This window comes from Paraburkholderia ultramafica (genome assembly GCF_902859915.1).
GTDB lineage: Bacteria > Pseudomonadota > Gammaproteobacteria > Burkholderiales > Burkholderiaceae > Paraburkholderia > Paraburkholderia ultramafica.
The window spans coordinates 81,413-100,747 of sequence record NZ_CADIKK010000030.1 but is presented as its reverse complement, the minus strand read 5'-3'; the positions used below and the strand labels follow the sequence as shown (position 1 = coordinate 100,747).

At 62.9% G+C, this 19,335-nt stretch carries 19 protein-coding genes, 1 tRNA gene and 2 pseudogenes; 11 read left to right on the top strand and 11 right to left on the bottom strand.

Translation table 11 applies throughout. The features are described from left to right. The 7 genes and pseudogenes from HV744_RS27130 to phoR form a co-directional block, all read left to right on the top strand. Positions 1 to 190: pseudogene (locus HV744_RS27130) on the top strand (phosphate ABC transporter substrate-binding protein PstS); the annotation flags it as partial. 145 nt (positions 191 to 335) lie between these two features. Next, positions 336 to 1,337, top strand: coding sequence for a phosphate ABC transporter permease PstC (gene pstC, locus HV744_RS27125; protein ID WP_175152446.1), 1,002 nt, complete (start codon positions 336 to 338; stop codon positions 1,335 to 1,337). Further along, positions 1,334 to 2,230 (top strand): phosphate ABC transporter permease PstA, encoded by an 897-nt coding sequence (gene pstA, locus HV744_RS27120; protein ID WP_175152445.1) that lies wholly within the window; start codon positions 1,334 to 1,336, stop codon positions 2,228 to 2,230. The genes pstC and pstA overlap by 4 nt, the downstream gene beginning before the upstream one ends. 17 nt (positions 2,231 to 2,247) lie before the next feature. Beyond that, positions 2,248 to 3,096 carry a phosphate ABC transporter ATP-binding protein PstB gene (gene pstB, locus HV744_RS27115; RefSeq protein ID WP_175152444.1) on the top strand — a complete coding sequence of 283 codons (849 nt, stop codon included), beginning with the start codon at positions 2,248 to 2,250 and terminating at the stop codon, positions 3,094 to 3,096. A gap of 28 nt (positions 3,097 to 3,124) precedes the next feature. After that, positions 3,125 to 3,829: a phosphate signaling complex protein PhoU gene (phoU, locus tag HV744_RS27110; protein ID WP_175152443.1), complete on the top strand. Its 705-nt coding sequence runs from the start codon at positions 3,125 to 3,127 to the stop codon at positions 3,827 to 3,829. A 26-nt stretch (positions 3,830 to 3,855) separates the two neighbouring features. Next, the gene (gene phoB, locus HV744_RS27105; RefSeq protein ID WP_175152442.1) at positions 3,856 to 4,557 is read left to right on the top strand and encodes a phosphate regulon transcriptional regulator PhoB; all 702 of its coding nucleotides are present in this window, start codon (positions 3,856 to 3,858) and stop codon (positions 4,555 to 4,557) included. 121 nt (positions 4,558 to 4,678) lie between these two features. Further along, positions 4,679 to 5,992 (top strand): phosphate regulon sensor histidine kinase PhoR, encoded by a 1,314-nt coding sequence (gene phoR, locus HV744_RS27100; protein WP_175152441.1) that lies wholly within the window; start codon positions 4,679 to 4,681, stop codon positions 5,990 to 5,992. An 89-nt stretch (positions 5,993 to 6,081) separates the two neighbouring features. Here phoR and ppk1 read toward each other — a convergent pair whose 3' ends face one another. Further along, the gene (ppk1, locus tag HV744_RS27095; RefSeq protein ID WP_175152440.1) at positions 6,082 to 8,145 is read right to left on the bottom strand and encodes a polyphosphate kinase 1; all 2,064 of its coding nucleotides are present in this window, start codon (positions 8,143 to 8,145) and stop codon (positions 6,082 to 6,084) included. A 210-nt stretch (positions 8,146 to 8,355) separates the two neighbouring features. On the opposite strand from ppk1, the gene ppx reads away from it, so the two are divergent. Further along, positions 8,356 to 9,981 (top strand): exopolyphosphatase, encoded by a 1,626-nt coding sequence (ppx, locus tag HV744_RS27090; protein WP_175152439.1) that lies wholly within the window; start codon positions 8,356 to 8,358, stop codon positions 9,979 to 9,981. Between the two features lie 98 nt (positions 9,982 to 10,079). Here the strand turns inward: ppx and HV744_RS27085 are convergent, their stop codons facing one another. The 5 genes from HV744_RS27085 to HV744_RS27065 all read right to left on the bottom strand — a co-directional run bounded on the left by HV744_RS27085 (position 10,080) and on the right by HV744_RS27065 (position 12,897). Further along, positions 10,080 to 10,892 carry a GNAT family N-acetyltransferase gene (locus HV744_RS27085; RefSeq protein ID WP_175152438.1) on the bottom strand — a complete coding sequence of 271 codons (813 nt, stop codon included), beginning with the start codon at positions 10,890 to 10,892 and terminating at the stop codon, positions 10,080 to 10,082. Positions 10,893 to 11,113: 221 nt separating this feature from the next. Continuing rightward, complete coding sequence (locus HV744_RS27080) at positions 11,114 to 11,572, bottom strand: SixA phosphatase family protein (RefSeq protein WP_175152437.1); 459 nt, start codon at positions 11,570 to 11,572, stop codon at positions 11,114 to 11,116. Between the two features lie 287 nt (positions 11,573 to 11,859). Continuing rightward, positions 11,860 to 11,936 (bottom strand) — tRNA-Pro (locus HV744_RS27075). Between the two features lie 84 nt (positions 11,937 to 12,020). Further along, positions 12,021 to 12,179, bottom strand: a complete 159-nt coding sequence (locus HV744_RS27070; protein WP_175152436.1) for a DUF3309 family protein — start codon at positions 12,177 to 12,179, stop codon at positions 12,021 to 12,023. Between the two features lie 538 nt (positions 12,180 to 12,717). Beyond that, entirely contained in the window at positions 12,718 to 12,897 is a 180-nt protein-coding gene (locus HV744_RS27065; RefSeq protein WP_175152435.1) for a hypothetical protein, read from the bottom strand. 172 nt (positions 12,898 to 13,069) lie between these two features. Here HV744_RS27065 and HV744_RS27060 point away from each other — a divergent pair, with 172 nt between their 5' ends. After that, on the top strand, positions 13,070 to 13,237 hold the full coding sequence (locus HV744_RS27060; protein WP_175152434.1) for a hypothetical protein: 168 nt from the start codon (positions 13,070 to 13,072) through the stop codon (positions 13,235 to 13,237). A gap of 354 nt (positions 13,238 to 13,591) precedes the next feature. On the opposite strand, the gene HV744_RS27055 is transcribed toward HV744_RS27060, so the two are convergent. Then, a complete protein-coding gene (locus tag HV744_RS27055; RefSeq protein ID WP_175152373.1) occupies positions 13,592 to 14,953 on the bottom strand; it encodes an MATE family efflux transporter in 1,362 nt (453 codons plus the stop codon). After that, the gene (locus HV744_RS27050; protein ID WP_175152433.1) at positions 14,950 to 15,258 is read right to left on the bottom strand and encodes a DUF2288 domain-containing protein; all 309 of its coding nucleotides are present in this window, start codon (positions 15,256 to 15,258) and stop codon (positions 14,950 to 14,952) included. The genes HV744_RS27055 and HV744_RS27050 overlap by 4 nt, the downstream gene beginning before the upstream one ends. A gap of 137 nt (positions 15,259 to 15,395) precedes the next feature. Here HV744_RS27050 and HV744_RS27045 point away from each other — a divergent pair. Next, positions 15,396 to 15,674 (top strand): annotated as a pseudogene (locus HV744_RS27045) (pentapeptide repeat-containing protein); the annotation flags it as partial. Positions 15,675 to 16,319: 645 nt separating this feature from the next. Next, on the top strand, positions 16,320 to 16,469 hold the full coding sequence (locus tag HV744_RS37655) for a hypothetical protein (RefSeq protein ID WP_175152372.1): 150 nt from the start codon (positions 16,320 to 16,322) through the stop codon (positions 16,467 to 16,469). 20 nt (positions 16,470 to 16,489) lie between these two features. Here the strand turns inward: HV744_RS37655 and HV744_RS27035 are convergent, their stop codons facing one another. From HV744_RS27035 to HV744_RS27025, 3 genes are all read right to left on the bottom strand, one after another. Continuing rightward, positions 16,490 to 16,816 (bottom strand): hypothetical protein, encoded by a 327-nt coding sequence (locus HV744_RS27035; RefSeq protein ID WP_175152432.1) that lies wholly within the window; start codon positions 16,814 to 16,816, stop codon positions 16,490 to 16,492. A gap of 200 nt (positions 16,817 to 17,016) precedes the next feature. Continuing rightward, the gene (locus tag HV744_RS27030) at positions 17,017 to 17,727 is read right to left on the bottom strand and encodes a peptidoglycan DD-metalloendopeptidase family protein (protein ID WP_175152431.1); all 711 of its coding nucleotides are present in this window, start codon (positions 17,725 to 17,727) and stop codon (positions 17,017 to 17,019) included. Positions 17,728 to 17,866: 139 nt separating this feature from the next. Beyond that, positions 17,867 to 18,775: an aldose epimerase family protein gene (locus tag HV744_RS27025; RefSeq protein ID WP_175152430.1), complete on the bottom strand. Its 909-nt coding sequence runs from the start codon at positions 18,773 to 18,775 to the stop codon at positions 17,867 to 17,869. Positions 18,776 to 19,335 lie beyond the last annotated feature (560 nt).

Sequence of the window (19,335 nt, the reverse complement as noted above, 5' to 3'; positions counted from 1 at the left end):
GCACACGGCGCAGGACAAGCCGGCGCAAGGCGCCGAAACGCTGAAGTTCTTCGACTGGGCGTTCAAGAACGGCACGCAGGCCGCGAACGATCTGGACTACATCTCGCTGCCGGATTCGGTCGTGTCGGAAATCCGCTCGCAGTGGAAACAGAAGGTGAAGGACGCAGCGGGCAAGCCGATCGCCGAGTAAGCTTTGTGGCAGTAAGCAACCGCAAGCTGTAACACATTGGCCGTCCTCATGTGAGGACGGCCAATGGCATTGGCATCAACCCCGAGCATTACCGGCCGCACGACACGCGTCATACGGCAACTGGAAACAGGTCCATCAGGCTCTCATGTCCGATATCCAATTAGCGTCCGGCGCCAGCAGGGCCACCCCGCCCGGCGGCACGTCGCAGCAGAAGGCGCCCAGCCGCGCCGGCGACGTGATCTTCGGCGGCCTGGCCCGCCTCTCCGCCATCGTTACGCTGTTGCTGCTCGGCGGCATCATCGTTTCATTGATCATCGCCTCCATGCCGTCGATCAGGGAGTTCGGTTTGAGCTTCCTGTGGACCGCCGAGTGGGATCCACCCAGCAAGCAATTCGGCGCACTGGTGCCGATCTACGGCACGGTCGCCACGTCGATCATTGCACTGCTGATCGCGGTGCCGGTCAGCTTCGGCATCGCGCTTTTCCTGACCGAACTCGCGCCCGCGTGGCTACGCCGGCCGCTCGGCATCGCGATCGAGCTGCTCGCCGCGATTCCGTCGATCGTGTACGGCATGTGGGGTCTGCTGGTGTTCGCGCCGATCTTCGCGCAGTGGTTCCAGAAACCGCTCGGCGCGGTGCTCGGCGGCATGCCGTTTGTCGGCGCGCTGTTTCGCGGCCCGCCGATCGGCATCGGCATTCTGTGCGCGGGTGTGATTCTCGCGATCATGATCATTCCGTACATCGCGTCGGTGATGCGCGACGTGTTCGAAGTCACGCCGGTGCTGTTGAAGGAATCGGCGTACGGCATCGGCTGCACGACGTGGGAAGTGATCTGGAAGATCGTGCTGCCCTTCACCAAGAGCGGCGTGATCGGCGGCGTCATGCTCGGTCTGGGCCGTGCGCTCGGCGAGACGATGGCGGTCACGTTCGTGATCGGCAACACCAATTTGCTCGACAATATTTCGCTGTTTTCGCCGGGCAACAGTATTACGTCGGCGCTCGCCAATGAATTCGCGGAAGCGGAGCCGGGCCTGCACACGTCGGCGCTGATGGAGCTCGGTCTGATTTTGTTCGTGATTACTTTCATCGTGCTGGCGATTTCGAAGATCATGCTGCTTCGCCTCGAAAAAGGGGAGGGCGCGAAATGAGCCAGCCCACTTTGAACATGCCGGGTTCGAACGACCCGGCCGCGCTCGAAGCGATGCGCGTGCGTCTGCAAGGCCGCCGCCGCATGACCAACGCGATCGCGCTGACGATGTCGCTCACAGCGATGGCTTTCGGTCTCGTGTGGCTCATCTGGATTCTCTATACGACGCTGCGCCTGGGCATCAGCGGCTTGTCGATCGAGCTGTTCACGCAATCGACGCCGCCGCCGAACACCGATGGCGGCGGTCTCGCCAATGCGATTGTCGGCAGCGCGATGCTGGTCGGCCTCGCCACTTTCGTCGGTACGCCGATCGGCATTCTGGCGGGCGTTTATCTCGCCGAATACGGCCAGAAAGGCTGGCTTGCCAACGTGACGCGCTTTATCAACGACATCCTGCTGTCGGCGCCGTCGATCGTGATCGGTCTGTTCGTCTATGCGCTGGTGGTCGCGAAGATGGGTCACTTCAGCGGTTGGGCCGGCATCTTCGCGCTCGCCTTGCTGCAGATTCCGATCGTGATCCGCACCACGGAAAACATGCTGCAACTGGTGCCGAACGCGCTGCGCGAGGCGGCCTTCGCACTCGGCACGCCGAAGTGGAAGATGGTGCTGTCGATCACGCTGAAGGCGTCGATTTCCGGCATCGTCACCGGCGTGCTGCTGGGGGTCGCGCGGATCGCCGGCGAAACCGCGCCGCTGCTGTTCACGGCGCTGTCGAATCAGTTCTTCTCGATGAGCATGAGCCAGCCGGTCGCGAACCTGCCGGTCACGATCTACAAGTTTGCGATGAGCCCGTTCGCGCAATGGCAATCGCTCGCGTGGGCTGGCGTCTTCCTGATCACGCTCGCGGTGCTGGGACTGAACATCCTCGCGCGCACGATCTTCTCGAACAAGTAAGGGCGGAGTGTAATCCGATGAATATGGCAGAAACTCAACTCAATCCGACCCCGCGCTCTACCGCGCCCGCTGGTTTCGATCCCGCCCGGAGCGGCCAGGCGTCCTCGCCGTCGCGTCCGAAGATCGAGATCAACGACCTGAACTTCTTCTACGGCAAGTATCACGCGCTGAAGAACATCAATCTGCACATTCCCGAAGGCAAGGTGACTGCGTTCATCGGCCCGTCGGGTTGCGGCAAGTCCACCTTGTTGCGCACGTTGAACAAGATGTACGCGCTCTATCCGGAGCAGCGCGCCGAAGGCGAGATCGTGATGGACGGCGAAAACCTGCTGACCTCCAGGCGCGATATTTCGCTGCTGCGCGCGCGGATCGGCATGGTGTTCCAGAAGCCGACGCCGTTCCCGATGTCGATCTACGACAACATCGCGTTCGGCGTGAAAATGTTTGAAACGCTGTCGCGCTCGGAAATGGACGACCGCGTCGAATGGGCGCTCACCAAGGCCGCGTTGTGGAACGAAGTGAAGGACAAGCTCGGCCAGAGCGGCTACGGTTTGTCCGGCGGCCAGCAGCAGCGTCTGTGCATCGCGCGCGGCATCGCGATCCGTCCGGAAGTGCTGCTGCTCGACGAGCCGTGCTCGGCACTGGACCCGATTTCGACGGGCCGTATCGAAGAGCTGATCGCCGAATTGAAGAGCGATTACACGGTGGTGATCGTCACGCACAACATGCAGCAGGCGGCCCGCTGTTCGGACTACACTGCCTATATGTACCTCGGCGAATTGATCGAATTCGGCGACACCGAAAAGATCTTCATCAAGCCGGTTCGCAAGGAAACCGAGGACTACATTACTGGCCGCTTCGGCTAATCCGCCGGGCAAAACAACGGAGTACGACATGTCCGATAAGCATCTGTCCAGCCAGTTCGACGCCGACCTGAACCTGGTTTCCTCGAAGGTGCTCGAAATGGGCGGTCTCGTCGAGTCGCAGATCGTCAATGCGATGCAGGCGCTCAACGAATTCGACCTCGATATCGCCGAGCAGGTGATTGCCGCCGAAGATCGCCTGAACCAGATGGAAGTCGACATCGACGAAGAGTGCAGCAACATCATCGCGCGCCGTCAGCCGGCCGCGCGCGATTTGCGTCTCTTGATCGCGATTTCGAAAACCATCACGAATCTCGAGCGCGCCGGCGACGAAGCCGAAAAAATCGCCAAGCGCACCAAGCGTCTGATGGAAGACGGCGCATCGCGCACCATCAATATCGCCGAGATCAAGCTGTCGGGCGAAATGGCGGTGTCGATCCTGCGCCGCGCGCTGGACGCGTTCGCGCGCCTCGATACGGTCGCCGCCGCGCAGATCGTACGCGACGATAAAGCGATCGACGAAGAATTCCGCGCTTTCGTACGCAAGCTGATTTCGTACATGACCGAAGATCCGCGCTCGATTTCGGTGGGCCTGGATTTTCTGTTCATCGCCAAGGCGATCGAACGGATCGGCGACCACGCGAAGAACATCGCGGAATTCATCATCTACATCGTGAAGGGCACCGACGTGCGGCACAAGTCGCGCGACGCGCTCGAACGCGAAGCGCTCAGTTAATCCAGAGATAAGGACCAGAGGTGCCGATGCCCAGCAGCATTCTCGTCATCGAAGATGAGCCCGCAATTTCAGAACTGATTTCGGTCAATCTTCAACACGCCGGACACTGCCCGATTCGCGCGTACAACGCGGAGCAGGCGCAGAACCTGATCAGCGACGTGCTGCCCGACCTCGTCCTGCTCGACTGGATGTTGCCGGGAAAATCGGGTATCGCGTTCGCCCGCGATCTGCGCAATAACGAGCGCACGAAGCATATTCCGATCATCATGCTGACCGCCCGTGGCGATGAGCAGGACAAGGTGCTCGGCCTCGAAATCGGCGCCGACGACTACGTCACCAAGCCGTTCTCGCCGAAAGAGCTGATGGCGCGGATCAAGGCGGTGTTGCGCCGCCGTGCGCCGCAGTTGACCGAAGACCTGGTCGCGATCAACGGCCTCAAGCTCGACCCGGCCACGCACCGCGTGGCCGCGCATGCCGCAGGCAGCGAGATCAAGCTCGATCTCGGTCCGACGGAATTCCGTCTGCTGCACTTCTTCATGACGCACCCGGAGCGCGTGCATAGCCGCACGCAACTGCTCGATCAGGTGTGGGGCGATCACGTGTTCGTGGAAGAGCGCACGGTGGACGTGCACATCAAACGTCTGCGCGCGGCGCTCAAGCCGGCCGGGTGCGATGCTATGATTGAAACAGTGCGCGGCAGCGGCTACCGGCTTGCGAAGAGCGCCTGACAGCAGATTGTGGCGCCTGCGCCGCCCGTGCCGTACGTACGGATTCACCTAGTCACATTCGCCACGCCAGGCGCTGCAAATCCAGCCCGGTGCGTGTGCTTTTCTCTTCGATCGCTAGACCATGAACATCATCTGGGCGCGCTCCATCGTGTCGATCGTGCTGTTGGCTGTTCTGTGCGTGGTGGTCGGCGCACTCGTGAACGTCAAGGCAGGACTCGTTCTCGCGATTGTCATGCTGCTTGCGCAGAGCCTCTTCAGCACATTTCACAAGCAACGGTTGTGGCGTTTGCTCGACGCGCCGGTTTATGGCGAAGTGCCGAGCGCGCCTGGCATCTGGGGCGAAATCTACTATCGTCTGCATAAGCTCGCGAAGCGCTGGCACGCGCAGGTGCGTCAGGTCGAGCAGCAGCATTCGCGTTTCATCCAGGCGATCCAGGCGTCGCCGAACGGCGTGGCGATGCTCGACGATCACGATCAGATCGAGTGGTGCAACGCGATCTCCGAGAGCCACTTCGGCCTCGACGCGAAGCGCGATCTGCGCCAGCACATTACGCATCTGGTGCGTCACCCCGATTTCGTCCGCTACCTGAATTCGCACCGCTACGAGGAAATGCTGATCATGCGCGGCATGGGCGACAAGCGCCAGAACGTGCTGTCGGTGCAGGTGTTTCCTTATGGCGAGAATCGCAAGCTGGTGCTGTCGCAGGACATTACCGAACTGGAGCGCACCGACGCGATGCGGCGCGACTTCGTCGCCAATGTCTCGCATGAACTGAAGACGCCGCTGACGGTGCTCTCCGGTTTTCTGGAGACGATGCGCGAGTTGCCGCTCAGCGAGGCCGAGCGCTCGCGCTATCTCGAACTGATGGAGCAGCAGGCGTCGCGCATGCGCCATATCGTCAGCGATCTGCTGGTGCTCGCGAAACTCGAGGGCGACAACAAGCCGCCGAGCGATCAGATGATCGACATGCGCGCGGTGTTGCGGCATCTGCAGGAGGACGGGCAGAGCCTGTCGAGCGATCATCACAGGATCGTGTTCGACGCCGACGAGGGGCTGACGGTGACCGGCGTCGAAACCGAGATTCTCAGCGCGCTCGGCAATCTGGTGACGAACGCGATTCGCTACACGCCGGACGGCGGCACAATCAAGGTCAACTGGCACGCACAAGGCGGCCATGCGGTGTTCTCCGTCGCGGACAGCGGCCTGGGCATTCCGGCGGCGGACATTCCCCGTCTGACCGAGCGTTTCTATCGCGTCGACCGCAGCCGTTCGCGCGACACCGGCGGCACGGGCCTCGGTCTTGCGATCGTCAAGCACGTGCTGCAGCGGCACGAAGCGCAACTCGACGTGAAGAGCGAAGAGGGACGGGGCAGCACGTTCACCGTGCGCTTTCCGGTGTATCGCACCGCGCGCCTGCAGCCGGCGCCGGTTTGACCGAAGCGTCGGCATGAAAAAACCGCCTTAAAAGGCGGTTTTTTCATGCGCGCTGGGGCGGCTCGCCAGAGCGGCGAGCGCCGCCACCGTTACGGGCAGAATTTCCCGAGCAGACTCATCTGCGCATTGCGCGACGACTTGCCGGGCCGCCGCCGGCGATAGTGGCCGTCGCTTTGCATCAGCCACGCGGACTGATTGTCGCCGAGAAACGCCGACAGGCCCTCGGCGATCACGCGCCGCTTCAGGCGCCGGTTATTGACCGGAAACGCGATTTCCACGCGCCGGAAGAAGTTGCGGTCCATCCAGTCGGCGCTCGACAGATAGACCTGTTCCCGGCCGTCATCGTAGAAGTAGAAGATGCGATGGTGTTCGAGAAAGCGCCCGACGATCGAGCGCACCGTGATGTTCTCCGACAGTCCCGGCACGCCCGGCTGCAACGAGCACACGCCGCGCACGATCAGATCGATCTTCACGCCCGCCTGCGACGCTTCGTACAACTCGGCGATCACGGTGGGTTCGAGCAGCGCGTTCATCTTCGCGACGATGCGCGCCTTCTTGCCGGCGCGCGCGTGCTCGGCTTCGGCGCGAACCGATTCGACCAGTTTCGGATGCAGCGTGAACGGCGACTGCCAGAACTCATGCAGCTTCAGTTCGCCGCCGATGCCGGTCAGTTGCTGGAACACGTGATGCACGTCTTCGCAAATCTTCTGATCCGCGCTCATCAGACCGAAGTCGGTATAAAGACGCGCGGTGCGCGGATGATAGTTGCCGGTGCCGAGGTGGACGTAGCGCTTGAGCATCGCCTTGCCGCCTTCCGACACGCGCCGCACGATCAGCATCATCTTCGCGTGGCACTTGTGGCCCACCACGCCGTACACGACATGCGCGCCGACCGCTTCGAGCTGCGAGGCCCAGTTGATGTTGGTTTCCTCGTCGAAGCGCGCGAGCAGCTCGACCACCACCGTGACTTCCTTGCCGTTGCGCGCGGCCTGCATCAGCGCGTCCATCAGCGGCGAGTCGGTGCCGGTGCGATAGATGGTCTGCTTGATCGCCATCACGTTCGGATCTTTGGCCGCCTGCAACAGCAGTTCGAGCACCGGCTGAAAACTCTCGTACGGATGATGCAGCAGCACGTCGCCCTGATCGATCACGTCGAACATATTGGCGCTGTTGGCGATTCGCGGCGGGGTTGCGGGGAGGTGCGGCACGAACTTCAGATCGGGCCGGTCCACCATCTCCGGCAACTGCATCAGCCGCACCAGATTGACAGGGCCGTTCGCGTAGTAGCAGTCCTTGTTCACGAGGCCGCTTTCATCGAGCAGGCGCCGCACGACGTGCGCGGGCGTTTCCGCCGACACTTCGAGCCGCACCGCATTGCCCAGATGCCGCGCCGGCAATTCGCCCTGCAACGCGACGCGCAGATTGGTGATTTCGTCTTCGTCGACGAACAGTTCGCTGTTGCGCGTGATGCGAAACTGATTGCAGCTGCGCACCACCAGGTTCGGAAAGAGCTCGCCGACGAAGCGTTGCAATAGCGAGCTCAGCAGCACGAAGCCATGCGGATAGCCCGACAGTTCCGGCGGCATGCGCACCAGCCGCGGCAGCGCGCGCGGCGCCTGCACGATGCCCATCATCGCCTGGCGGCCGAACGCGTCCTTGCCTTCGAGTTCGACGACGAAGTTCAGACTCTTGTTGAGCACGCGCGGAAACGGGTGCGCCGGATCGAGACCGATCGGCGTGAGCACCGGCAGCAGTTCGCCGAAGAAGTAGTTGCGCGCCCATTCGGTCTGCGCTTCGTTCCACGCTTCGGTGCCGTGAAAATAGATGCCTTCCGCTTCGAGAGCGGTCAGCACCGTGTCGTGCAGCATCGTGTATTGACGATGCACGAGCTTCTGCGCGCGCTCGACCACGAGGTCGTAGACGTGCTGCAACGACATGCCGTCCGGCGACAGCGCGCCGGGGTTGTCGCGCATCTGTTCCTGCAGTCCGGCCATCCGGACTTCGAAGAATTCGTCGAGATTGCTACTGGTGATGCAGATGAAGCGCAGGCGTTCGAGCAAAGGGACGGCTGGGTCGGCAGCTTGCGCCAACACACGCTCGTTGAAACCCAGAATGCCCAGCTCGCGATTCAATAAGGGATAGCGGATGGACATCGGCAGCGAGAATGTAATGTCAGGTAGGGAGGCAGAAAGACGCTCGGAAATTCTCACAGTATGATGACGTTCTTATGATATTCGTGGATTGATCGATTCTACGCCGGATTGCCGGATTCTTTGCGTGTCGTAAATATGACGCAGTGTATATGGGACCATAGGACACCGCCATCGCTGCGAGGTGACATCGTGAGGTCCGGTACGCTTAGAATGGCGTCTTTGAACAGCGCGGCCGGCCGCAAGGCGCCCAGAGCAGCGGGTGGCCCCGCAGCGCCCGCCGCGCTCACTGCCGCCGCGCTAGCGCGCATGGAGTCCGCTTACCCGATGGTCAATACGCCACAACTTCTCGCTGCCGTCGATCTCGGTTCGAACAGCTTCCGGCTGATTGTCGGCCGGGTCGAGGAAACCGACGCAGGCAGCCAGATCTATCAGGTCGACGCGTTGCGCGAGCCCGTGCGTCTTGCCGCCGGTCTGTCGCGCGACAAGATGCTCGATCGCGCGTCGCAGGTTCGCGGCTGGGACGCGCTCAAGCGTTTCGGCGAGCGGCTGCGCGACTTCCATCCTGATCACGTTCGCGCGGTGGCCACCAATACGTTGCGTATCGCGAAGAACGCCGCAGAATTTCTCGGCGAGGCGCAGGCCGCGCTGGGCTTTCCGATTGAAGTAATTGCCGGGCGCGAGGAAGCACGTCTGATTTATGCGGGCGCTGCACACTCTGTGCCGGCGAGCGCCGGCAAACGGCTCGTGGTCGATATCGGCGGCGGCTCGACGGAATTCATCATCGGTTCGCACTACACGCCTATCAAGATGGAGAGTCTGTATATCGGTTGCGTCAGCCATAGCCGCGCGTTTTTCCCGGCCGGCAACGTCGACGAATACACGATGCGCCAGGCCGAACTCGCCGCGGGCCGCGAAATCCAGATCATTTCCGCCGAGTACAAGAAGACCGGCTGGGAACAGGCGATCGGTTCGTCGGGCACTGCGCGCGCATTGGCCGAACTGGTCGAGGCGAACGGCTTCAACGATCCGGGCGTCACGCACGGCATCTCGCGCGGCGGGCTCGAGCGCCTCAAGCGCGCGTTGATCAAGGCGGAGAACGTCAATCGGCTGAAGCTGGTCGCGTTGAAGGCTGACCGCGTTCCGGTGCTGGCCGGTGGCCTGTCGATCATGATCGCGGTGTTCGACGAACTCGGTGTCGATTACGTCGATACCACCGACGGCGCGCTGCGCCTCGGCGTGATGTACGACCTGCTGGGCCGGTCGCAGCATGAAGACATGCGCACGGTGACGGTGGGCGGCTTCATGCGCCGCTATGGCGTGGATCGCGCGCAGGCCGGGCGAATCAGCGATCTGTCGGCGAGTTTTTACGACCAGTTCGTGGAGCCCGACGAAGAGCGCCGTTTGGAAAACCGCATGTTCATCGGCTGGGCGGCGGCGCTGCATGAAATCGGGCTGTCGATTTCGCACAGCGCCTATCACAAGCATTCGGCCTACATCGCCAGCAACGCGGACATGCCGGGCTTCTCGCGCACCGACCAGGCGCGTCTCGCCGCACTGGTGCTCGGGCACGCGGGCAAACTCGGCAAACTTTCGCAGACGCGCGAAGTGGAGTGGCCGCTGCTGTTCTGCGTGCGGCTCGCGGCGCTGCTGTGCCGCCGGCGCGCGGATGTCGGTTTGCCGGGGATCACGGTCGCGCAGGTCAATGGCGGTTATGAGGTGCGCTTGCCGAACGAATGGGTGGCCAACAATCCGCTGACCGATTACAGCCTGATCCAGGAAGCCGCGGAATGGGAGAAGGTCGGGATACCGTATCGCGTCGTATATACGGACGATTGATGCCCGTGATGTCGTGATGCACTCGTGAATCGAAAAGCCCGGCGACCACCGGGCTTTTCCTTTGCGTCTATCGCGCGCGTCTATCACGCGAAGCGCGCTCAGCGCGGCAACGCATCGCCCAGGAAGTGGCGGGCATAGCGCGCGTTGATATCGGACAGACGGAACAGCGTCAGAAAGTCCGCGGTATTGAAGTCGGGATCCCATGCCGGTGCGCCGCAAATCTTCGCACCGAGACGCAGATAACCCTTCACGAGTGGCGGCGGCGCCACTGCGGCGCCCGTCTGCAATTCATCGACCGGCAGCGGCGTGTGCGCGAAGGCGCGATATTCCGGCGCCGTCAACGCGTTCTCACGCAGCGAGCAATACAGATTCGCCGCGTAGTGGCCGCCGTCGACCATCGCGACGCTCGCACAGCCGAGCATCGTCTCGTAGCCATTGTGCTTCATGTACGCGGCGAGTCCGGCCCACAGCGACATGATCACCGAGCCGCTGCGATAGTCGGGGTGCACGCACGAGCGGCCCACTTCGACCATCTTGGCGCGCAGGTGCGTCAGACGCGACACGTCGAATTCGCTTTCCGCATACAGCCGTCCGATGCGCGCGGCCTGATGCGGCGGCAACGCGCGATACGTGCCGACCACTTTCAGCGTGTCGAGATCGCGCACCAGCAGATGATCGCAGTAGGAGTCGAACGCATCGACGTCGAGACCCGCGGGGCCTGTCAGACGCGCGCCCATTTCGTCGGCGAACACCCGGTAGCGCAGACGCTGCGCTTCACGCAGCTCTTCGTCGGTGCGCGCCCATGTGACTTGCAGGCGATGCTGTGCGGTGACCGTTTCCTCGGCGCGCGGCAGACGACGCAACTCGAAGATCGAAGCGAGGGGCAGGGTGGGCGTCGGCAGTTCTCGCATTGGGGGTCCTGGTCGAAAAAAGGGAGATTTCTTTTTTCGCCAATGTAGTAACGCCTAATGACGTTCGCATGGCAAAACCGTGACGATTGGATGACTGCCCGTAAGCCGCGGGCGCGCGGGTTGTAATGTCGGCGAACCGCGGCGCGAGTGTTGTATTGGCGCAATCCGGGCTGGTCGAGGCCGTCATTGCAGATGCGCCGGTTCAATTCGTCAGCGCTGGCTCAGACCAGATCGGGGCTTATCGCCGCGCGCAGCACAGCCTGTTCGCCGCCGTCGCGTTCGCGGCTCGCGATCCACCACACACCGGCTTTCTTCAGTGGCCAGCTTGCCTCGCTGTTGCCGAGCAACTGCGCGGCGACATGGCCGAGCGTCGGTTGATGGCCGACGATCACCACTGTTTGCGCGATGCCATTGGGCCAGCCGGCGGCGTTGAGCACGTCGTCCGCGCTGGCGTTGGGAGCGAGTTCGCGTACCACGCGATACTGGTCGCTCAGCGTCTCGGCGGTCTGGATGGTGCGCACCGCCGGGCTCGCGAGCACCACGGCGTCGGCGGGCAGACGGGTGCGCAGCCATCTGGCGACGTTTTGCGCCTGCTTGCGGCCGCGGGTGGTGAGCGCGCGGGCGAGATCGTTGGCGGCGAAATCTTCGGCTTCGGCGTGACGCCAGAGAATCAGATCCATGCGTGTCTCCTTGACTCTGGTTGCGGCGGATAAGCAGCGCCGGTTTTTGATCACTGTCGCATGCGGGTCCGGTGGTCCGCAAGGTGGGGGCTTCGGGGCATCACTCGGCGAGTCGTGCCCGGTGGCTTCCCGGTGATCTGCTCAGTGATCTGCTTAGTGATCTGCTTAGTGAGCTGCTCAGTGAGCTGGTTGGTGAGCCGTATAAGCGCGCGACGCACATCGAACGCGCGGCCCAAAAGCAAAAACCCGCGAAGCCGGAGGCTACGCGGGTTTCGTATTGCTTTTGGTGGTCGGAGCGAAAGGATTCGAACCTTCGACCCTCTGATCCCAAATCAGATGCGCTACCAGGCTGCGCTACGCTCCGACGAATCCGGGATTCTACGTGGCATTGGGTGCCAGAGTCAACCATGATTTGCGTCGGGCTGAAAACGAAGTTCGAGAGCACAGGTTATAAGCGTCCCAACAGCAGCAGCACGATCACGATGACCAGCACGACGCCGAGCAATCCGGTAGGCCGGTAGCCCCAGCCGCTGCTGTACGGCCAACTCGGCAACGCGCCGATCAGCAGCAGGATGAGCACGATCAGCAGGATGGTTCCGATGGTCATTTGAATTCTCCCTGTCTGGCCCTCGGGATGGCTGGGCCGCATTGTCGGGTCGGTTCGGCGCATGCGCGTCGCGACAATCGACGTGCACCGTGCGCGTGCGTTGCAAGCTCATGCTCAGCAAGGCATGTGCCTATGTGGGCGGCAACGGAGTGGACGTCAGGGGCGGCTGCGGGCGTCCGAGCGGTGGCTCGGGGGCGCGCAGACATTCGCTTCTGATGGGGAGGAAAAACTTGCGCATGCGGTGCGTAGTTGCGACGCAACTGCGCGTATGGGGCGCGTGGAGTGGCGAGTGCGAGGTTGCACTCGCCGAAGCAATCGGCGAGCGTCAGGATCGCGCCGTCGATTGTCGGCGCGCATCGCTTCGTGCAGCACAAGGCGCGGCATTGGTCCGCCGATTTTCTTCAGGCCACCCTGCATCATTGCGGCGATGACGGCCGACTGCTTGCACTCCGTGATCGAGATCGGTTCGACCACGCAGCGGCTCAATCAGTCAATCGCTCGAGATGCCCGCAAGCGCAGCAAGCGGCCGGAGTTTGCCTCAGTGCCGAGGGCGCCTCCAATGCGGCATATGCAGGTGCTGATGAGTCAGCCAATGATGCAGCATCCCTTCGCCGTCGTGTTCGCGCCGGTACGTTCTCGATTCGAAAATCGACAGGGCGAGCAGCACGATCAAGCCTACTCCGAGTCCGATCAGACCCGCGATCGATTCAGCGTCCATGGCAATCTCCTCTCACATGCGGCTGTGACTTTATAGTAGGTCACACGTCGCGAAATGGCAGGGGCGGGCAGCCTGCTTCGGCATCGCGGATAGCGCTTTGCGGGTAGACTCTCGGCGCTCAGGTTGCCACCTGGCCGCCGTTATTTGATTCTGTCTGGAGAGACGACTGTCTATGATCCGCATCCCGATGATTGCGTTGCTGCTGCTCGCCGGCCTTGCCGGCTGTGCGGACAATCCGTCTGGCCACCGCAGCGGCCCGCCGCAAGATCCCGCCGACTATCACGGCGTGCCCACCGACAACCGGCCGCCCTCTATGGTGCCTGCGCCAGTCGCGCCTTGAGAGCCGCCGGGCGCCAGTTGAAAAGGCGAGGCGAAGCACCGGCGCGGGCACGCCGGTGCTTCTGACCCGCGCAGACTGTTCGCGCGCAGAGCGCGGGCTGAAGTCATTCCAGGACGAGCTTCGCCAGCGAAATGTATGCGCCTGTTTCAAGCCGTAACGGGTGCGGCGATGCGAAATGGGCAACGCGGTGTGTCGAGGTTCGGCTGTTGGCGGCCCCAATGAACCGCTTACTTCAGTATGAAGAACGCTCGGTGTGAAACCGGGCGCCGAACGACTGGCGCATTGGACGCATGCCGCGGTTACACAAGCCAGGTGTTCGCGAACACGCGTGTTTGAGCATCATCAGAGCGACGCTCAAACACTCGCGCCCCTCACACCGCGCACGACACCTGGCAGATAACGCGCAAGCGTGACGCCGCGTGCGGCCATGAAGATCATCATCGCGGCCCACAGGCCGTGATTGCCGCGCAGCGCCAGCAATGCCGACGACACTGCCACGAACACCGCCAACGACATGATCATCGACATCATCAGTTCGCGCGTGCGGGTTGCGCCGATGAACACGCCGTCAAGCAGAAAGCCCCACACGGAAATCACCGGCGAGAGCGCAGCCCACGGCAGATAGGTTTCGGCTGCGGCGCGCACCGCGGGCTGATCGGTCAAGCGTTCGACGATCCACGAGCCCGCGCCCCGGTACACCAGCGCAAACCCCAGCGCGCCGAGCGCGGACCACAGCGCGGTGACCTTGACCGCCTGCGCGAACGCATGCCGGTCGCGTGCGCCGATCGCCGCGCCGACGAGCGCTTCGGCGGCGTGTGCGAAGCCGTCGAGTCCATAGGCCATGAAGGTCTGGAAATTGAGCAGCAGCGCATTCGCGGCGAGCGTCGCGTCGCCTTGCCGGGCGCCCAGATGCGCAAACCAGCCGAACGACGAGAGCAGACACAGCGTGCGCACGAAGATGTCACGATTGAGTACGACCAGACGCTTGAGCGCCGTCGTGTCGAACAACACGGCGCGCTTCAGCGCGGGCAGGCCGCGCGGCCTGCCGTGCCACAGCAGTGCGGCGCCGAGCACGAAGCCGAGCGCGTCGGCGGTGGCGGTGCCCGCGCCGATGCCGGCCACGCCCCAGTTGAATCCGTACACATACAGCAGCACGGCCGCGATGTTCACGCTGTTGATGAACACCTGCGAGAGCAGCGCGAGCCGCACCCGCTGCGTGCCGAGCAGCCAGCCGAGCACGACGTAGTTGCCGAGCGCGAGCGGGGCGGCCCAGATGCGCGCGTGGCAGTAGATCCGCGCGTGATGCTGCACGGCGTCGCTGCCGCCGATCACGCGCAACGCGTAATCAATCAACGGCAGTTGCAGCATCAGCACCGCCGCGCCGATCGCGGCCGCCATCAGCAGCGCACGGATGACGGTGTTGCGCAACTCGGCGTGGTCGCCCGCGCCGTGCGCCTGCGCGACGAGGCCGGTGGTGCCCATGCGCAGGAAGCCGAAGCCCCAGAACACGAAGTTGAAAAACAGTCCGCCGAGCGCGACGCCGCCGAGATACGACGCGCTGTTCAGATGACCGGCGACGGCGGTGTCGACCGCGCCGAGAATCGGCTGCGTCAGATTGGCGAGGACGATCGGAAACGCGAGCGCCAGCACTCGGCGATGCCAGCGCACCGGAACAGCGGACGCGGGCGTGTCCGCGCCGTGCGCGGTGTCGCTCAATTGCGTTCCTGCACGCACACCCACGGCGACACGACTACCGCCCAGAGGTCGGGGTCGCGCGCGGCGAAATCGGCGGCGGTTTCCGCCTGCACGCGCTCGACGAGGCCGGCGGACAGCCATTGTGTGACCTGGGTGGTGTCGTCGCTGGCGATCGCTTCGGCGACGCTCACCAGATCGAGGTCGCGCGCGACGCGCAGCAGGATGCCGCGCGCGAAAAAGCGTTCGAGTTCGGCCCAGCCGATCTTCGCAGTCTCGGCGAGCAGCTTGGCGTACAGCGGGCTAGGGGTGGCGTCGTTGGAAGTCATCGTAAGCGGGTTCTGACGGGGCCGTTACTATAAACCATCGGCGCGGGCCGCCACGGCGGGCGCGTTCCGGTACGCTTAGGGCCTTCGAAAATCGATTCTGAACCTTCATGTCACTGGATTCAACGACGCCGGCTTCCGGCACGCATCTGCGCGGCCTGTCGTTTCGCAAGGCCACGTTGCAGCAGCTTGATCTCTCCGATGCCGACCTCGCCGGGGTCGATTTCCGCGAGGCGATTTTCGACGGCGGCAGCCTGAAGGACGCGCATCTGAAGGGCGCGCGCTTCGACGGCGCGGACCTGCGCAAGGCGGATCTCAGCGGCATGCGGCTCGTCGATGCGGCGCTTTTCAAAGGCGCGACGATTTCGCATCAGCAGGCTGCGGTGCTCGTCACCGAACTCGGTTTGCGGGTCATGTGAGTCCCATTTTTAGCTGGCTGGTTTGGCGATCCGGCTGGCCTGAACAATTGGCTGCCGGTATTTGTCATTTGATTGAGCGAATAAAAAAGCGCTGTTTGAATTTGATGTCGAAATTTGTCGGTTGATTTGATAGCATTGATATTCCGCTATTCGCGAATTTGCATGCGGGCAAATCAATTGTTAATACGGATATCCAATATCGACTAATAGATCGGTTTGGTGCGTTGGCGCACCAAGATTACGCGAAGTGCAAAGCGTCGGTTTCATGCTGGGAGATTAGCAAAAATCGGCCAGCGGCCTTTCCTCAGCCTTTTTCCGGGCGATTTCGCCAGATCCTTGCGTTGCGCGGTTCGGTGCGCCATTCACGATTTTCGATTCGCGTATTGATTGCGTGCTATATGGAAACGCAAGGCGCTTTTAGCCGGTTTGATTCCGACATCTTTGATTCACGTATCGCGGATCAGTACGCCGCGTCACATTGACCGAGAAATTAATAGATTGCGCTTGTAAATGGGGATTGATAGATTTCGTTCTGGCGCATGGTGAACCGGTCCTTTGCCGATATGCGCCAAACCCCCGTTAGCCCGGCCCTCGTGCCGGGCTTTTTTTCGCCCGCCAATTCACTGGGACACGATGGATTCACATGTGCCGTCGATCATGAAAGATTATCTTTTCATTGCGCCGCACATGACCTGGTTGATTATTTTTCTCGGCGCCTGGCCGATTGCGCTGGGCGTGCTATTGCGCTTCGCCGCGCACATCGATCCGCGCTCCGGGCGCTGGCGGCGCCGCTAGCTCGCGCGGCGCCGTTGTCGTTATTGCTTGCAGCGAATCACCATCGACCGGTTCTTCACGTTCGCACCGAATACTCCACCGACCGTGCCGCCCGAGGTGGCGCCATTGTCGACGTCTTTCGACACGACGTCGTAGCCATAATTGCCGCAGACTTCGCCCGCGCGTTTGTAGCACTCGGCCCAGCTGGCGCTCGCGTCGCTGCCGCTGCAGTTGATCGCGAAGCCGGTGTCGCCGCTCGGCAGGTAGGTCATGGTGGTGGTGCTGGAGCAGCCGCCGAGACTGCCAAGCGTCAGCAGACCGAGACCGATCGCCGCGGCCGTCGCGACGGACGCAAATGCGCTCTTCATTGAAAATTCCTTACAGATAACGGTGGAAGACGTGGCGCGAGGCCAAGTCTCCGAGGATGGAGCGCTTTATAGCACGCCGGGTTCCCGCGCTCCGCTTGCAGGGCGCGTGCCCGACGACACGGCACGGGCGCGGAACAATCATGCGTACACGCGCCGGGACGCCGCGAATCTGTTGAATACGCGCGGCGCCCAGCGTGCGCCTAGCGCGGCGGTAATGCCCGCGACGGATCGATCGAACGACCCTGGTAGCGCAGCTCGAAATGCAGCATCACGCGGTCGGTATCGGTGTCGCCCATCTCGGCGATTTTCTCGCCGCGCTTGACCGACTCGCCTTCCTTCACCAGCAGCACGCGGTTGTGCGCGTAGGCGGTCAGATATTCGGCATTGTGCTTGAGGATCAGCAGGTTGCCGTAACCGCGCAAGCCGTTGCCCGCATACACGACCGTACCCGGCGCCGCGGCAATCACCGGCGTGCCCGCCGCCGCCGAGATGTCGATGCCCTTCGAATTGGCACCATCGAAGCGCCGTATCACCGTGCCGTCGGCCGGCCACAGCAGCGAGATCGTCGAAGCCGGCGCGGCGGGCGGCGCGCTCTCCGCGGGCGCCGGACGCGGCGCGGCCGAAGCGCTGGCGCCGCCGCTGCTGCGCACTGCGCCGCTCGTCGATGCCGCGCCACCCGGCGGCGCAACGCGCAGCACCTGGCCGACTTCGATGCTGTCCGGATTGGCCAGGTTGTTCCAGCGCACGATGCTTTGCACCGATTGCCGGTTACTGCGCGCGATCTTCGACAGCGTATCGCCCCGTTCGACCCGATAAAAACCTGGCCCCACCGGCGCCGACCCGCACGCGGCGAGCAGCGCCAGCAACGACGCGCAGGCGAGTCGTTTCATCATTTTTGTAGTTTCCAGCATTGGACCTCGCAAAGCGCTGCCGCGCGCCGATCCCGATCACGTGGCAGGTAGATACAAAGCGTCCGATTCTAACGGTTTTGCGGTGCAGCATCCGAAAACGGGGTGATGAGGCGGGTTTGCGCGGTGTTGAATGCTGCGCTCAAGCCGTCTTTTCGACGCTGATACGCAGTGCCGCAATCTCGGTGTGCCCGGATTCGAGCCAGCGCAGACCCATGCCGTTGTGGATCGCGTCCGGCAGACCGAGCCAGGGCTCGACGCAATAGAAGTCCGACTCCGCGGCTTCGGTCCATGTCGTCACTGCGTACCAAGGCACCGAGCCCGGCCGTTGCAGATCGATCGTCACGACCCGGCCGAGGCCCGGCGCGACGAGCCGTACCGGTTGATCCGGCGTGCCGGCGAGACAATGGAAGCGGTCGTGAATGCGCGCCTCGTCGAGCGTGTAGCGCGCCTCGCCCGGCTCGGCGGCGCTGATCGAACCGTCGTCCTGCTGATAGCGCCGCTCGGTGCGGGGCAATTCGAGCGTGGTCTTGCTGCGCTGTGTGTGCGGCAGCGTGAAGTAGAAATGATGGCCGGCGTAGTAAGGCAGCCGCGCAGCGCCGGTATTGGTAGTGGTGAACGTGACGTCCAGCGTGCGTGCATCGACGAGGCTGTACGCGGCTTCAAAACGGAAGCCGAACGGATAGCCGCCGCGCGTCGCTGCGCTGTCGGTCAGGACCATGCGCAAGCCGGCGCCGTGCACGTCGGCGTGGGCTTCGAACGGCAGGTCGCGGGCGAAGCCGTGCATCGGCAACTCGCGCACCGTGCCTTTGGCGTCGCGCCAGAAGCCGATCTTGCCGTCGACGCGATGCCGGCCGAGAAACGGGAAGAGCAGCGGGTTGCCGCCGCGAATCCTGGCGGGCTGGCTCCAGTCGGCGCGTTCGGGCCAATGGATCACCTCTTCGTCGTCGATCGTCCACGACAGCAGACGGCCGCCGGCTTGCGGGGAAAAGCGGAGCACGGAGGCGTCCTGGGCGATCTCGAGAAGGTCCTGTTGCGGGGAGAGCGGCATGGTCGATGAGCTGGTGAGTAAGGGTTGAAGGTGGCTCGAAGCCCGCGCGAGCGTATCTTGCGGCCATCGTAATCGGCATACGGCGCCACGCGAGAGAAGGATTTTGCGCTGCTTTGCGCTACGGGGAAACCCTTCTCGGGAAATTGCGGGTGTCGGAAAAACCTGATCCTTACCGATAATCCGTCTCACTGCCCGGTAACTCCAACTACCGGGCGAGATCGGCTCAGGAGGCGTTATGGATCTCGCAATGGCAATGGGTGTGGCTTTGTTCGGCATGTTCGCGGCAAGCACCGTCTACTTTTTTCACAAGCTCGGACGCTGATACCGGCATTGCGCCTCGCCGGTCCGTCATTGCGGACCTCGCGCAAGACTCGTTCAAGCCCCGTTTTTCAACCATTCCGCATCTCCGATCACGCAGGGCCGCCGCCACGGCAGCCCGTTTCTTTGCGACGGCGTAACAACGGTTTCCAGTTGTGACGCGGCGCATCAATATTTCCCCGAATGTGGCTCAAACGCTTGGCGCTGACATTGCAGCCAGGCATAATCGGTGCGCTTTGGAC